Annotated in this window: 16 protein-coding genes; 4 read left to right on the plus strand and 12 right to left on the minus strand. The window is 39.9% G+C overall.

Annotated features, from left to right (window positions below; translation table 11 throughout):
- Positions 1-303: 303 nt before the first annotated feature.
- Entirely contained in the window at positions 304-1,173 is an 870-nt protein-coding gene (locus LC090_RS19240; RefSeq protein WP_226659699.1) for a nucleotidyltransferase-like protein, read from the minus strand.
- A 267-nt stretch (positions 1,174-1,440) separates the two neighbouring features.
- Here LC090_RS19240 and LC090_RS19245 point away from each other — a divergent pair, with 267 nt between their 5' ends.
- Positions 1,441-1,806, plus strand: coding sequence for a YgzB family protein (locus tag LC090_RS19245; protein WP_224598799.1), 366 nt, complete (start codon positions 1,441-1,443; stop codon positions 1,804-1,806).
- A 40-nt stretch (positions 1,807-1,846) separates the two neighbouring features.
- On the opposite strand, the gene perR is transcribed toward LC090_RS19245, so the two are convergent.
- From perR to LC090_RS19280, 7 genes are all read right to left on the minus strand, one after another.
- Positions 1,847-2,281: a peroxide-responsive transcriptional repressor PerR gene (gene perR / locus LC090_RS19250; protein ID WP_098446337.1), complete on the minus strand. Its 435-nt coding sequence runs from the start codon at positions 2,279-2,281 to the stop codon at positions 1,847-1,849.
- A gap of 108 nt (positions 2,282-2,389) precedes the next feature.
- The gene (locus LC090_RS19255) at positions 2,390-2,944 is read right to left on the minus strand and encodes a cob(I)yrinic acid a,c-diamide adenosyltransferase (protein ID WP_226659700.1); all 555 of its coding nucleotides are present in this window, start codon (positions 2,942-2,944) and stop codon (positions 2,390-2,392) included.
- A 2-nt stretch (positions 2,945-2,946) separates the two neighbouring features.
- The gene (locus LC090_RS19260; protein WP_226659702.1) at positions 2,947-3,897 is read right to left on the minus strand and encodes a D-2-hydroxyacid dehydrogenase; all 951 of its coding nucleotides are present in this window, start codon (positions 3,895-3,897) and stop codon (positions 2,947-2,949) included.
- Positions 3,898-4,086: 189 nt separating this feature from the next.
- Positions 4,087-4,557: a thioredoxin-dependent thiol peroxidase gene (gene bcp / locus LC090_RS19265; protein ID WP_226659704.1), complete on the minus strand. Its 471-nt coding sequence runs from the start codon at positions 4,555-4,557 to the stop codon at positions 4,087-4,089.
- A 53-nt stretch (positions 4,558-4,610) separates the two neighbouring features.
- On the minus strand, positions 4,611-5,042 hold the full coding sequence (locus LC090_RS19270) for an ion channel (protein ID WP_226659705.1): 432 nt from the start codon (positions 5,040-5,042) through the stop codon (positions 4,611-4,613).
- 52 nt (positions 5,043-5,094) lie between these two features.
- The gene (locus LC090_RS19275; protein WP_226659706.1) at positions 5,095-5,727 is read right to left on the minus strand and encodes a class F sortase; all 633 of its coding nucleotides are present in this window, start codon (positions 5,725-5,727) and stop codon (positions 5,095-5,097) included.
- A 24-nt stretch (positions 5,728-5,751) separates the two neighbouring features.
- On the minus strand, positions 5,752-6,558 hold the full coding sequence (locus tag LC090_RS19280) for a DUF4397 domain-containing protein (protein WP_226659707.1): 807 nt from the start codon (positions 6,556-6,558) through the stop codon (positions 5,752-5,754).
- Positions 6,559-6,727: 169 nt separating this feature from the next.
- On the opposite strand from LC090_RS19280, the gene LC090_RS19285 reads away from it, so the two are divergent.
- A complete protein-coding gene (locus tag LC090_RS19285; RefSeq protein WP_226659708.1) occupies positions 6,728-7,273 on the plus strand; it encodes an RNA polymerase sigma factor in 546 nt (181 codons plus the stop codon).
- Positions 7,274-7,310: 37 nt separating this feature from the next.
- Here the strand turns inward: LC090_RS19285 and LC090_RS19290 are convergent, their stop codons facing one another.
- The 3 genes from LC090_RS19290 to LC090_RS19300 are packed head-to-tail and all read right to left on the minus strand — an operon-like array spanning position 7,311 to position 9,897.
- On the minus strand, positions 7,311-8,096 hold the full coding sequence (locus tag LC090_RS19290) for an ABC transporter permease (RefSeq protein WP_226659709.1): 786 nt from the start codon (positions 8,094-8,096) through the stop codon (positions 7,311-7,313).
- A 3-nt stretch (positions 8,097-8,099) separates the two neighbouring features.
- The gene (locus LC090_RS19295) at positions 8,100-8,891 is read right to left on the minus strand and encodes an ABC transporter permease (RefSeq protein WP_226659711.1); all 792 of its coding nucleotides are present in this window, start codon (positions 8,889-8,891) and stop codon (positions 8,100-8,102) included.
- Positions 8,884-9,897, minus strand: coding sequence for an ABC transporter ATP-binding protein (locus LC090_RS19300; protein ID WP_098446325.1), 1,014 nt, complete (start codon positions 9,895-9,897; stop codon positions 8,884-8,886). Before LC090_RS19300 ends, LC090_RS19295 begins: the two co-directional genes overlap by 8 nt.
- A 152-nt stretch (positions 9,898-10,049) precedes the next feature.
- Here LC090_RS19300 and LC090_RS19305 point away from each other — a divergent pair, with 152 nt between their 5' ends.
- Together LC090_RS19305 and LC090_RS19310 are read left to right on the plus strand one after the other, a co-directional pair.
- Positions 10,050-11,339 carry a glutamate-1-semialdehyde 2,1-aminomutase gene (locus LC090_RS19305; protein WP_226659712.1) on the plus strand — a complete coding sequence of 430 codons (1,290 nt, stop codon included), beginning with the start codon at positions 10,050-10,052 and terminating at the stop codon, positions 11,337-11,339.
- A 180-nt stretch (positions 11,340-11,519) separates the two neighbouring features.
- Positions 11,520-12,602: an aromatic acid exporter family protein gene (locus tag LC090_RS19310; protein ID WP_226659713.1), complete on the plus strand. Its 1,083-nt coding sequence runs from the start codon at positions 11,520-11,522 to the stop codon at positions 12,600-12,602.
- A 28-nt stretch (positions 12,603-12,630) separates the two neighbouring features.
- On the opposite strand, the gene nikC is transcribed toward LC090_RS19310, so the two are convergent.
- Positions 12,631-13,530, minus strand: coding sequence for a nickel transporter permease (gene nikC / locus LC090_RS19315; RefSeq protein WP_224598878.1), 900 nt, complete (start codon positions 13,528-13,530; stop codon positions 12,631-12,633).
- Positions 13,531-13,540: the final 10 nt, after the last annotated feature.

Raw genomic sequence — 13,540 nt, forward strand, 5'->3', positions numbered from 1 at the left:
TCGTCCTGAGCCAGGATCAAACTCTCCGATAGAAAGCTTAATCTAGCTTTTAAAACAATGTTTGTTTCCGTAGAAACAACTACTTACATGGCGTTTCGTTCAGTTTTCAAAGAGCAATTCGTTTCTTTCAATGTCGTTTTCAGCGACTTTATTAATGTACCACATTAACTCGTTCGGCGTCAACAACTTTTTAAAAGTTTTTTTCGTTAGCGTCGCAATCTCTCGCGGCGACAAGTAATAATATACCACGGAGAAAAAATAGGGTCAACCCTTTTCTTGATATTTTTTCTCCGCTTATAACATTCATTCGATTGCACTGTATTCTCTAATAAAGATACCAGACCCTTTTGTCTCGCTTCTATGCACTTCAACTAGACCTTTTTCAATCATATATTCTAGCAGTGCACCAAGATCTATTCCGTATTCTTTAAGCTGCTCTTCTTCCATTAGTTCCTGATAAGTCCAAGCCTTACGATGCTCGTTCATAACCTTTCGGATATGAACAGTTGCGTTTTTTGATTTTGATGATAATGAAAAGTCATTTGCAAGGAGAAGTAATTCCAGTCGTTTATCAAGTGGGTCTTCCCCAGATAAAAGTTCAGTATAAAGCTTGAAGATTTCAGGTTCTATATGTTTCACCTGATTCCAAACTGTAATCTCTGGATGAAACCCATGCTCAATTACAGATAAACGAGCAAGGTGATGCAAAGCATGAAGAATAAAATTATAGGCATCCATGTATTGCCTGGATGCAAACAACTCTTTTCCTTCTGTATAACGACGAATTAATCTTGCAAACTCTACCCCGATTTTACGAGTACGCTCTTCATAAGGAAAGTCTCTAATCCTTTCTTTTAAACCAGCTATGTACTCGTTACGATCAAAAATAATTTTTCCGTTAACAAGCCATGCCACAAGACGGCGATGGCTACCAGAAATTAACCAATCATTAACTTGCTCTTCAGAAACGACGTGCATCGCTGCTTTCTTTCCTTCAAAATCATAATGCTTCACGAACCATGGTTTCTCATTATTTTGCACGATGATCAGTAATACAACATCAAAATTATCTGTAAGCGGATGAAAAGGCTTTGTTTTTTCAATAACTAGCACACCGAGCGTTCCTGGGTGACTTGCTCTCTCTTGATAAATCGGCCTTAAAAGATTCTCCATTATTCGATCCTCCAGAAGTACTTATACTTTTGTTTCATTAATCAACCATATTCTCTTTTCACTTATTCTCTTAAGTATTCAACAGTCCATATTATAAATCCTGTCGAAAAATAAGCAATCCCTCAATTTGAAGTTTCATTTTAGATCATTATTTATTTCTATAGATTGATGACACTGTGAAAGAAATATTGATTCAACCATTTGCCCGATAAGGAAAGTGCTTACACCTTTTGCTTATGCTATAATTGGATGCAGGAGGGACATGCAATGCAATTAAAGTATACTAATAAGATTAATAAAATTCGTACGTTCGCACTAAGTCTCGTATTTATTGGAATTGCGATTATGTATATAGGAATATTCTTCAAGACTTCCGTCTTGCTTATGACCATCTTTATGCTCATTGGATTTCTAGCAACAATCGCAAGTGCCGTTGTCTACTTTTGGATCGGCATGCTCTCGACAAGAGCGATACAGGTAGTCTGTCCAAATTGCGAAAAACCAACGAAAGTTCTCGGACGTGTAGATGCTTGTATGCATTGCAAACAGCCGTTAACAATGGACCCTAACTTGGACGGGAAAGAATTTGACGAAAAATACAATGTAAAAAGAGCTCAAAAAAGAACGCAATAAAAAAAGCTTCCGTCATATAAGTGGCGGAAGCTTTTTTAAATTAATGTTTGCTTTTTTGGCAATCTGGACACTTTCCGTAAATCTCCATTCTGTGATCGCCGACTCGGAAGCCTGTTACCTGTTCCGCAAGCGTTTCTACTTCGTCCAATCCCGGATAATGAAAGTCTACAATCTTACCACAATCATCACAAATAATATGGTAATGATCTGTAGTGACACAATCAAATCGGCTGGAAGCATCTCCGTACGTTAATTCTTTCACCAGTCCAATTTCCTTAAATACTCTTAGGTTATTATAAACGGTTGCTACACTCATATTAGGAAATTTTCCTTCAAGAGACTTATATATTTCATCTGCTGTAGGATGTGACATGGACTGGATTAAATGCTCCAGAATGGCATGACGCTGCGGGGTAATACGCACTCCTGAATTTTTCATTGCATCAATTGCTTCATGCAGTTTCTCTTCAGCCATTCGTCATGCACCTCGCTTTCAACAAGCATTCTTACTTTGTAATGTTTATAATTAGTGTACATGGTAAGCATGGGTTTTGTCAATAACAGCACGCCTAGAAAGGGATCGTTACTTCTGATCCTCGTGAAGAACAGACTCATTTTCTCCCATGTGATAGTTAATGAATCGAGCCGCAACAAATAAGAAATCAGAAAGACGATTTAAAAATGATAGAACAAGTGGATTCACTTCCTCAACCATTGTTGTAAGACGTTCAGCACGTCTCACAATCGTGCGGGCCACATGCAAACAAGCTCCCGCTGAGTACCCACCCGGTAAAATAAAGTTACGCAAAGGTTCAAGCTGCTGTTCCCAAGCGTCGATTTGCATTTCCATTTCATTAATATGCGCTTCCTCAATTGTCCATCCTACTTTTTTTCCTTTTGGAGTTGCAAGCTCTGCCCCAACATGGAAGAGCCGCGTTTGTATTTTATGAAAAATCGTTTGCCACTCTTCTTTGCCATCAAAGTGAGCTGCGCCAATATAGCTTAAGGCAAGTCCAATCTGAGAGTTCGCTTCATCACAGGTTCCATATGCCTCTACTCGAATATCGCTTTTAGATACCCTTTGGCCGTAAATGAGAGAGGTTTCCCCTTTATCACCTGTCTTCGTATAAATTTTCATTTTTAATACCCCCTATCTGGATCAATCACATTCTCAAATTCATTCGTTTTATTTTGATAGTGAACCAAATTATGCTCAAAAATTTCGATCGCTCTAGGCTGATAGTTGTCAGAGATCGCTGAGTGGTGCGGGGTCACCGTTACATTTTCCATCTCCCAAAATGGGTGAGAAGAATCCAATGGTTCTTTTTTAAATACATCCAACACAGCATGAGCCATTTTATTTTCATTTAATGCATCAATAAGATCCTGTTCCTTTACAGTATCTCCTCTACCAATATTAATAAATACGCCTGATTGTTTCATGGCCGAAAATTGTTCCTTTTTAAAATAATCTACTGTTTCGCTCGTACTAGGTAGTACACTAATCACATAATCACATTTCGGGAGCATGGATAGAAGGTCATCATTTTTATAAATTTCATCAAAGTGCTCTACTATATGTCCTGATCGATTCACCCCTAGCGTTTTTATCCGAAAGGCTTTCGCTACTCTTGCAATCTCACTGCCAATTGCACCGGTCCCAATAATTCCAATTGTGCTACCAGTGATTTCGCGTATTGGCGTTTTTTTCTTCCATACTTTCGAGGATTCGTTGGAAAGTACTTGTTTTGTCCCCCTTGCAACTTGAAGCATAACGGAGAGGGTATACTCTGCCATAGGAATCCGGTGAATTCCTCTCGCATTTGTAAGAAGGATACCTTTTTCTTTAATGGCTTGAAGCGGCATCCGTTCGAGCCCTGCTGAAAGAACCATAATCCATTTTAATTGGGAGGCTTTCTGAATATGAGCCTCGTTTAAATCTTCCCCATATGTAAGTAGAACTTCAGCTTCGGAAAGATACGGTTCCGCTTCTTCCATGGATGAAAAGAACTGAAATGTGAGCGCTGGATAGTTTTCTTTTAAGCGAGCTTTAATAGCTGTTCTTAGTTTACCAGTTGATAGTACCTTCATTTTTTCAACCCTTTCATGAGTTTCTTTACTATGATTAAAGTATAGCTGAATGAGCCGCTTCATTTAAGCAAAAGCCTTTTCAACAAAAAAAAAAAGAGCGCAAGAAGCGCTCTCAACTGAAGATATGATCTACTATACTCTATGTACAAAAATCTAATGAGTATAGCCAAATGCCCTGTAGACAAACGTTTAAGATAAGTTTTCTTTTATATAGCTTAAGGCAGACTCCACATGATCCTTCACACGGACTTTGCGCCACTCTTTGACAAGCTTTCCTTCTTTATCAATCACAAAAGTTGACCGTACAATGCCCATGTACTCTTTTCCAAAATTTTTCTTTAACTGCCATACATCATATGCCTCTGCAACAGAATGATCCTCATCTGCAAGTAGAAGAAACGGAAGATCATACTTATCAATGAATTTCTTATGTTTTTCGACAGGATCAGGACTTACTCCCAAAATGACCGTATCCAGTTCTTCAAATCCTTCAATGTGATCACGAAAATCACATGCCTCCGTCGTACATCCAGGTGTCATATCTTTAGGGTAGAAATAAAGCACGACATTTTTTCCTTTATAGTCGGAAAGGGATACAGTTTCTCCTGTACTTGCTTCTAATTTAAAATCAGGAGCTTTTTCGCCAATTTCAACACTCATTGTTACGCCTCCTTTAATCATCTTAAGTTAAGCGTAACGAAATTCAGTCAAACTTACAACTTCGTGCTTTCTCGATAATCGACAATTGTAGTGACGAAAAACGCAGCCGGCATTAAGTAGCCAATTAATGCTTCGATAATCGCAATCCATCTTCCTACTCCAATTGGCGTAAGATCTCCATAGCCAACAGACAGAAGTGTAACGGCACTGAAATATAGTACAGACTGCACCCTTGTAAGCGGGGTGAATGACATATCTGCAAGATCCACATGTCCTTCTTGAAGAACAGGGATATCAAGGATAATTAGACTTAAATACAAACTACCAAAAGCGGTGATCATCGTTAAATAAACAAGGAATAGAAGAAACATCTTATAAACAGAAAGAAGACTTCCAGGTACTCTCGTTCTTTTCATAAGAGCGACCATACTTCTCCCCACACTAATAAGGGCAAGAACAATGGCACAAGTAATCAATAAGAGCATTAGTAAACACCTCATAATAGTTTTATGAGGTGTTTGTTGAATTTAGGACGAACTATTTTGAAACAAGTGTTGTGTAGACCACCAGCCGCTCTTCGTGGGTCCCGGCATCTCGATTAAATGTCCCTGTACAAGTAATTAAATTAAGACCTGGTTTAGAGCTTGTTCCAAATACTTTCTCGAGAGGTGCTTTATTTCTAGGATAAGATTTAACAGCATACACTTCGAAATCATACGCCTTTCCATTTTCATCCGTAACCGTAACGATATCTCCACCTTCTAAATCTTCAAGGTGAAAGAATACCGATGGCCCAGTTTTGTTATCAACGTGACCAGCAAGAACAGCATTCCCGATTTCACCAGGTTTCGCTCCAGGCTGATACCATCCAACGTTACGATCATCTTTCGGTACGTCCATTTGCCCATTTGGTAATTGGCCAACATGTTCTACGTTAGCCTCTACATTTATTGCCGGGATGGACACTTGAGCAGGAGTAACCCCCTCCATCATCGGCCCATCTGATTCTTCACTCTCTGTGCGAGAAACTGCCCTTACCTCCGGTGCAGTAATCAGTTCAGTTTCTTTATTAGATAGTACTTCTTTCATTTCATCTGATTGGTGAGAAGAAGAGCAGCCTACCGCTGCTCCTATAAGTAACATACTCATTAAAAGCTTTTTAAACGGCATGACTGCTCCTCCTTCTACCTTAAGTTAAGCTGTTTGCTTCTTACGAAAATAGATGCCAGTTCCTGCTGCTAGAATGGCTCCACCTAGTAGAGCCCATGCAACTGTATGAGACTGATCAGCTGTACCACCCATACCCGTTTTTGGCATTTCTGAAGGCATATTTGTTGTATCAACCATTGGCCACGCTTCAAGAGTTGGTTCTCCATCTACAAGACCTATAGCATAAACGGAATATACATACCCTTCTTTCAATTCAACCCCGGGGATTTCTAGAACAACATCTTCAGAACCTGCTGGTCGAACTTCAAGATCGACTGTCATTGGATCAACTTCAGCGTAATCAGACGTTGATTTAAATGCTACATCTGAGAATAAAACATCCCCATCTTTAACTGCTACATCTACATTAGGAGCATCTGGAGAAGCATGTACCACTCTTACTTTTGCTTTTCCTTCAGATGCTTCCGTTTCATCGCTTAAAGCCCAAAGAGAGATGCTATCTAGTTTACCGACAGCTGCAGCAGAGTATTTCATTCCTTCTTCCAGTGTTACTGACTGACTGATAACTGGCTCCCCTTCACCATTCTCACCCGCTGGGAATACTTCAATATCGTGGTCGCCTGCTGGACGTGCCATATAATCTGTCGCTTGCTTATATTCAGCACCCTCTACAACCGCTTCACCATCTACATAGACATCAACAGCAGGTGCATCTGGAGAAGCATGAATCACTCGTACCATGGCTTCGTGATTATCCGCAAAAGCCGTCCCACCAATTATTCCGAACATCATTACCATCGCAACCGCAGCTGCCATAAACTTCCTAAGCATTCCATCCACTCCCCTAGTTTAATTTTTGTTATACTTTTGTATAACCTTTGTTCATTCATTAATACGACAAAATCCTTGTTATTGGATCACTTTTTCAACACTTACATTGTTTTTATTTCGAATTCAAGGGAATAGAGCAACTAGAAAAGCTCGGAGGAGGAACAGACTAATGAGTAAAGGCAATTATGCGATTGCTTACTGGGATAGTGAAAACGAAGAGCATTTTAAAGTCTTTTGTATTGAAAACCATCAAACGCTTTTACGAATCGCCCGTCGCATAGTCAATGATCAGCAAATTGCCGAAGAAATCGTTCAGGATGTTTATTTAGAGGTGTGGAACAAGCGAACGCAGTTCCAGCCTGATAAAGGGAAACTTTCTTCATGGGTAAGCCAGATTACACGAAACCGAGCCATTGATCGGATAAAAAAAGAACAGCGTCGTTTTAAAGAAACGGTTGTAGAAGACCGTCATTTAGTCGATAGAAACTATTATCTGCAAGAAGACTTCGGAACGAAAGAAATGGTTTATAGAGCCTTGGATTCATTAAAAACAGAACAACAAGAAATCCTAAAACTTATCTACATCGATGGGTATAGTCAGGCAGAAGTAGCTTCTAAGAAAAACATCCCGCTTGGTACTGTAAAAAGCCGCACAAGACTGGGTATAAAAAAGTTAAAAGAAACAGTCGATACCTCCCTTTTAGAAATGGTCTAGCCAAAAACAAAAGTCCAGAGGGAATCCCTCTGGACTTTTAATTACCGGCACCTCGATACTTTGTGACACCAATATTCCACATAAAGATCGCAAATCCAAAAAAGACAGCACCCATCACTGGGGTAAGAAAAGCATAACCGTACCATTCTTCACGACCTAAGAAATAAGCAGATGGATAAACACCAACAAAAGCAAAAGGTAAGATCCACGTTAATACAAAGCGAATCACTTTATTGTAAATATCAACCGGGTATCTTCCATAGTTTCCGATGTTGTACATCATTGGCATAATACTCGTTCTGCTATCAGACCAGAAACTAATACTAGCTAGCAGAATAAAGATTCCTGCGTAGACAAACGCTCCGCCCAGAACCATGAAAAGAAAAACAATTGGATCATACCATGATAGGCCTAGGTCAAGACGGCTTCCAGCATAAATCATCACAGCGATACCAGTTAGTACCCCAAATAACGATTCAAGCTCCATTCGTTCTAAAATAATTTGAAACAAACTATGCACAGGTCTTGTTAGGATTCGATCCATTTCCCCCTTAACAATATACCTTTCATTGAAATCCCAAATATTAAAGAATGCACCAAAGATGGCAAATGGAACGAGGAAAAAGCCATAAATAAATATAATTTCATCTTTCGACCAGCCGCTAAGCATATTTGTATGACCGAATACAACCAATATAAAAATGAGATTCACTGCTTGGAACAGTAAATCAGACATAATCTCCATCAGCATATCAACACGATAGGTTAATCTTGTTTTCATATACTGTGCTACATATAGAAAGAAAATACTAGTATGCTTCATCTATTACCCTCCCTGTACAATCAAGCGTTTTTTGGCAATGACCCATAGCGCTTGAATTGGAAGAATCAAAATAACCGCCCAGACAAGCTGGAAAAGAATCGCTTCCCAAACCGCACTCCCAGTAAAACCTTCTGTAAAAATCATACTTGGGATATAGCTAATCGCTTGAAATGGAAGAAAGTCCATAACATTCTGCGCCCAACCTGGGTAGAAGCTAATTGGAAGTAATAACCCCGAGAACAAATCGATGACAACACGCTTTGCTCGGATCAGTCCATCGTTATTAAAGAAAAAGAAAGTCATAACACCTGTCAGCAAATTAATTTGCGTATTCACAATAAAACTTAGAATAATAGCAATCATAAAGAATACCCACGTAGAAAACGCCGCTGAAAATTCAATTGGAAAAACAAGGCTAACAATGACCATTCCAGGGATAGAGAAGAAACTTAAACGAAAAATCCCTTCACCAAGTCCTTGCATCGTTTTCATTAGTAAATAGTGATAAGGCCGAATAAATTCTACTGCCACCTTACCTTCTTTAATTTCCTGAGCGATTTCTCGATCAATGTTATTAAAGTAAAAAGCTCTTGCCATCCAGGCAACCGCAACATAGGTTGTCATCTGAATCACAGATAATCCTTCAATTTCTCCTTTTCCACCATAAATGGCATTCCACAAGAAGTAGTACGCTCCGATATTAATGCTATAAATTAAAATTCCGCTATAATAGTTCGTTCGATAGGCAAGCATCATTAAAAAACGAACTCGAATCATTTCGAGATATTTACCCATTGAGCATACCTTCTTCATAGATATTTCGAATAATCTCTTCCGTCGAAATTTCATGAATTTTAATATCCGTAATTCGATTTGCCGCCACAACTCGACCAATCACTTCAGAAATCACGTGCTCTTCGTTAATCACATTCGCAATCCATACGTTATCTCGGTCACCTTTTGTCCATTCTGCTTCGAGTTCTTTCAATAAAGGTTGGAGTTGTTCACCACTAACCTGTTCACCAAACTGAAATTCAATCTGCTTTCCTTCTCCCCAGTTAGAACGGAGCTTAGCAAGTTTCCCATCATAAATAATTTGTCCTTCATCAAGCATGACAACCCGATCACATAACGCTTCAATATCTGTAAGGTCATGGGTGGTAAGTAAGATTGTGGTCTTGTACTTCTCATTAATCTCCTTCAAGAAATTACGAATCTTTAACTTTACAAGTACATCAAGACCAATAGTTGGTTCATCAAGAAATAGAAGCTTTGGATTATGGAGAAGAGCCGCTGCTAATTCACAACGCATCCGTTGGCCAAGTGATAATTTTCTTACAGGCTTATCAAGAAGCGGTCCAATATCAAGCGATTCAATAACGTGATTCATATGTTCGTTATACACATCATCCGGTACGTTATAGACTTTCTTAAGCAAACGAAACGATTCCTGTACGGCAATATCCCACCACAATTGAGAACGTTGACCAAACACAACGCCAATGGAACGAACAAACTTTTCACGTTCTTTATGAGGGTCCATTCCATTCACCCGAACAGTCCCAGAAGTTGGAGTTAAAATGCCAGTTAGCATTTTAATGCTTGTTGACTTTCCAGCACCATTTTCTCCGATATACCCTACCATTTCCCCTTCGTTAACAGTAAACGATATATCTTTTACGGCAGAAATCACTTTATAATTACGCGTAAACAGATCTCGAAACGCTCCTTTTAATCCTGATCGGCTTGAATGAGATTTAAAATCCTTACGCAATGACTGCACATCAATAACCTTTTCCATTCGTTATCCTCCTTTTTACACACCAACTTAGTTTACAAGAGCCACTCCTATTAAACAATCATTGCGCTTAAGCGCAAGTGGGAATAGTGTTTTGTTCCGCTCTACTCATGCTACAATGGATAGTGATGAACAAGTAAGACTAGGAGGTTAACATGAATTTCACGAAATCAGAACAACACCATAAAGAATCACTTGATATTATGCTAGGTGGCGTAAACAGTCCATCTCGTTCCTACAAAGGGGTCGGTGGCGGTACGCCAGTTTTCATGGAAAAAGCGAAAGGCCCTTATTTCTGGGATGTGGATGGCAATAAGTACATAGACTACCTGGCCGCCTACGGACCAATTATTACTGGACATGCTCATCCACATATTACAAAAGCAATCACAAAAGCTGCAGAGAATGGCGTGTTATATGGCACTCCTACAATTTTAGAGAACCGCTTTGGAGCCATGCTTCAAGATGCCATTCCATCTCTTGAACGAGTTCGATTTGTAAACTCAGGAACAGAAGCTGTTATGACAACCATTCGTGTAGCAAGAGCTTATACGGGTCGCAACAAAATTGTGAAATTTGCTGGTTGCTATCACGGACACTCAGATCTTGTACTAGTGGCTGCTGGTTCTGGTCCTGCTACTCTTGGAAGTCCTGACTCAGCAGGCGTTCCAAAAAGCATCGCCAGAGAAGTAATCACAGTCCCGTTTAACGACATTGAAGCGTATAAAGAAGCTATGGATAAATGGGGAGATGAAGTAGCAGGTGTTCTCGTTGAGCCAATTGTTGGGAATTTCGGCATTGTTGAGCCAGAGGACGGCTTCCTAGCACAAGTGAACGAAATTACTCATCAACATGGAGCACTCGTTATCTATGATGAAGTGATCACTGCGTTCCGATTTATGTACGGCGGGGCTCAAAACTTACTTGGTGTAGAACCAGATATGACAGCATTAGGGAAAATCATTGGTGGTGGACTTCCAATTGGCGCATACGGCGGTAAACGCGAGATTATGGAACACGTTGCCCCTCTAGGACCTGCTTATCAAGCTGGTACAATGGCCGGAAATCCCGCTTCAATCTCAGCAGGCATTGCGTGTCTTGAAGTCCTTCAAGAAGAAGGGGTATACGATCACTTAGACAAACTTGGAGAACGACTTGAATTAGGCATCCTTCAACACGCAAAGGATGCGGGCATTCAGATTACAATCAACCGTCTTAAAGGGGCTCTTACTGTCTACTTTAATGATGAGAAAGTAATGAATTACAAACAGGCTGAAGATTCAGATGGTGAGAAATTTGCTCGCTTCTTTAAACTTATGCTGAATGAAGGGATCAACCTTGCACCTTCTAAATACGAGGCGTGGTTCCTTACAACAGAACACACAGAAAAAGATATTGATGAAACGCTTGAAGCCGTGAAACGCGTCTTCCAACTAATGGCTTAATGAAAAGAGACAGAGTGAAGCACCTTCATTCTGTCTTTTCTACTATCTTTGACATTATTTGAAATAAGGCTTGCTATCTTGAGCATTCCGATGTATAACTAGAACGTCTCATATGTTTAAAAGAGGAATTAGAGGATACTCTCTATACTAAAAGTACTCGACGAAAGGACTTATAATCGAATGAAGTTTGGTGCCCGTATTTTTAAAACAGGGCTTGCGATTACTCTCGCACTTTATATCGCAACATGGCTTGGACTCGAACCTCCGACCTTTGCCGGAGTAGCTGCATTGTTTGCCATTCAGCCGTCCATCTACAGATCTTATCAAACCATTATTGATCAATTCCAATCCAACATTATCGGAGCCCTACTTGCCGTCGTGCTCGTTCTGCTATTTGGAAATCAGCCAATCGTCATTGGCTTAGGCGCAATCATTATTATTGCAATCAATATCAAATTAAAAATAGAAAGTACGATTCCGCTTGCCATCGTCACCGTTATCTTAATCATGAATGCTCCTCAGGAGGAATTTATCACGTTTGCAACAAACCGATTCTTAGTTATTATGGTTGGTGTAGTGAGTTCTTTCTGTGTAAACTTAGTTTTCGTTCCACCAAGATATGAAACGAAATTATTCCATAAAATTGTAAGCAATACAGAATACATTTCACAGTGGATCAGGCTTGCTACTCGAAATGATGCCGAACACAAAGTATTAAAAGAGAACTTAATTAAATTAAAAGAAGATACCGTTAAAAGTGATCAGTACTTTCTTCTATTTAAAGAAGAGCGTACGTACTTCAAGCGAAGAGATTTTGTAAAAGCTCGAAAGCTCGTACTGTTCAGACAGATGATCGCTACAACAGAAAAGTCTCTCGCTATCCTTAAAATGCTAGACCAACTTGATGTTAAAATTCTCATTATGCCCGATGAAGTTAGAAAGATGATCCAGACTCACCTCGATGAGCTTACAAATTACCACGAACGGATCCATTTAAAATATATCGGGAAAGTGAGAAACCAGTCCCCTGAAGAAATGTTAAACACGGTTGGATCTGGGGAATCCACCTTAACCGAACGCTATGTTGACTTATACGAAAATGGCGAATGTAATCGCGAGCTTTGGATGACAATTTTCCCACTAATCGGGATGATTATTGATTACCACGATCAACTTGAACACCTTGACTTACTTGTCGATAGCTTCCATTCCTATCACCAGGAAGAGAATGAAGTCGACATTCAAGAGCTTCACGCCAAATAAAAAAATCAGCCGAATCGGCTGATTTTTTTTATTTCTTCATTTTAGGATCTAGCGCATCACGAAGACCGTCACCTAGTAGGTTAAATCCAAGAACCGTCAGCATAATTGCAAGTCCTGGGAAAAATACCGTCCACGGTGCCTGGATAATGTACGAACGAGAATCTGCTAGCATTTTCCCCCACTCAGGCTGAGGGGCTTGTGCACCGAGTCCAAGAAAGCTTAGAGCGGCAGCTTCTAGAATGGCGGTAGCAATTGCAAGTGTTCCTTGCACAATAATGGGTGCGAGAGAATTGGGAAGTACATGATGAAAAATAATTCTGGAATCTTTCATGCCAACCGCTCTTGCCGCCATCACATATTCTTCCTGTTTTACACTTAACACTCTAGAGCGAACAAGCCGCCCAAAGTTCGGAATATTGATAATGGCAATCGCAATCAGCGCATTTCTTAATGACGGTCCAAGTACGGCAACAACCGCAATTGCAAGAAGAATACTTGGAAAGGCAAGCATAATATCAAAGATACGTGAAATAATCGTATCCACTAACTTACCATAATATCCTGCCACCATACCGAGCAAACTCCCTATCGCAGCTGAACCAAGTACAGCAAAAAAACCAACCCATAAAGAAATGCGTGCCCCATAGATAATACGTGATAAAATATCCCGACCGAAATCATCGGTGCCAAACCAGTGACTTGCGGAAGGCGATTGGAGTCGCTCTCCTAATTTTTGCTCATTTATTCCTTCAGGGGCAATAACCCCTGCAAATATCGCTAATAGGATAAAAAAGAGCACAATCCCCATGCCGACCATTGCTAGTTTATTTCTCCTGAATCCTTTCCAGGCTTCACGCCATGGCGATAACACTTCTTCGTCTGGTTGTTTTTGAACGTTCACTTGTTTTTGCGGAGCAATTTCAGCCATTTTAGAAGCC

Origin of the sequence: Guptibacillus hwajinpoensis (assembly GCF_020524165.1) — a bacterium.
Classification (GTDB): domain Bacteria; phylum Bacillota; class Bacilli; order Bacillales; family Guptibacillaceae; genus Guptibacillus; species Guptibacillus hwajinpoensis_D.

Bases quoted from the DNA above. Each gene is read 5' to 3' on its own strand.
- LC090_RS19260 (WP_226659702.1), bottom strand. From the start codon at position 3,897: ATGAAGGTACTATCAACTGGTAAACTAAGAACAGCTATTAAAGCTCGC.
- LC090_RS19280 (WP_226659707.1), bottom strand. From the start codon at position 6,558: ATGCTTAGGAAGTTTATGGCAGCTGCGGTTGCGATGGTAATGATGTTC.
- LC090_RS19240 (WP_226659699.1), bottom strand. From the start codon at position 1,173: ATGGAGAATCTTTTAAGGCCGATTTATCAAGAGAGAGCAAGTCACCCA.
- LC090_RS19285 (WP_226659708.1), top strand. From the start codon at position 6,728: ATGAGTAAAGGCAATTATGCGATTGCTTACTGGGATAGTGAAAACGAA.
- perR (WP_098446337.1), bottom strand. From the start codon at position 2,281: ATGGCTGAAGAGAAACTGCATGAAGCAATTGATGCAATGAAAAATTCA.
- bcp (WP_226659704.1), bottom strand. From the start codon at position 4,557: ATGAGTGTTGAAATTGGCGAAAAAGCTCCTGATTTTAAATTAGAAGCA.
- LC090_RS19295 (WP_226659711.1), bottom strand. From the start codon at position 8,891: ATGGGTAAATATCTCGAAATGATTCGAGTTCGTTTTTTAATGATGCTT.
- nikC (WP_224598878.1), bottom strand. From the start codon at position 13,530: ATGGCTGAAATTGCTCCGCAAAAACAAGTGAACGTTCAAAAACAACCA.
- LC090_RS19305 (WP_226659712.1), top strand. From the start codon at position 10,050: ATGAATTTCACGAAATCAGAACAACACCATAAAGAATCACTTGATATT.
- LC090_RS19310 (WP_226659713.1), top strand. From the start codon at position 11,520: ATGAAGTTTGGTGCCCGTATTTTTAAAACAGGGCTTGCGATTACTCTC.
- LC090_RS19255 (WP_226659700.1), bottom strand. From the start codon at position 2,944: ATGAAAATTTATACGAAGACAGGTGATAAAGGGGAAACCTCTCTCATT.
- LC090_RS19270 (WP_226659705.1), bottom strand. From the start codon at position 5,042: ATGCTCTTATTGATTACTTGTGCCATTGTTCTTGCCCTTATTAGTGTG.
- LC090_RS19300 (WP_098446325.1), bottom strand. From the start codon at position 9,897: ATGGAAAAGGTTATTGATGTGCAGTCATTGCGTAAGGATTTTAAATCT.
- LC090_RS19290 (WP_226659709.1), bottom strand. From the start codon at position 8,096: ATGAAGCATACTAGTATTTTCTTTCTATATGTAGCACAGTATATGAAA.
- LC090_RS19275 (WP_226659706.1), bottom strand. From the start codon at position 5,727: ATGCCGTTTAAAAAGCTTTTAATGAGTATGTTACTTATAGGAGCAGCG.
- LC090_RS19245 (WP_224598799.1), top strand. From the start codon at position 1,441: ATGCAATTAAAGTATACTAATAAGATTAATAAAATTCGTACGTTCGCA.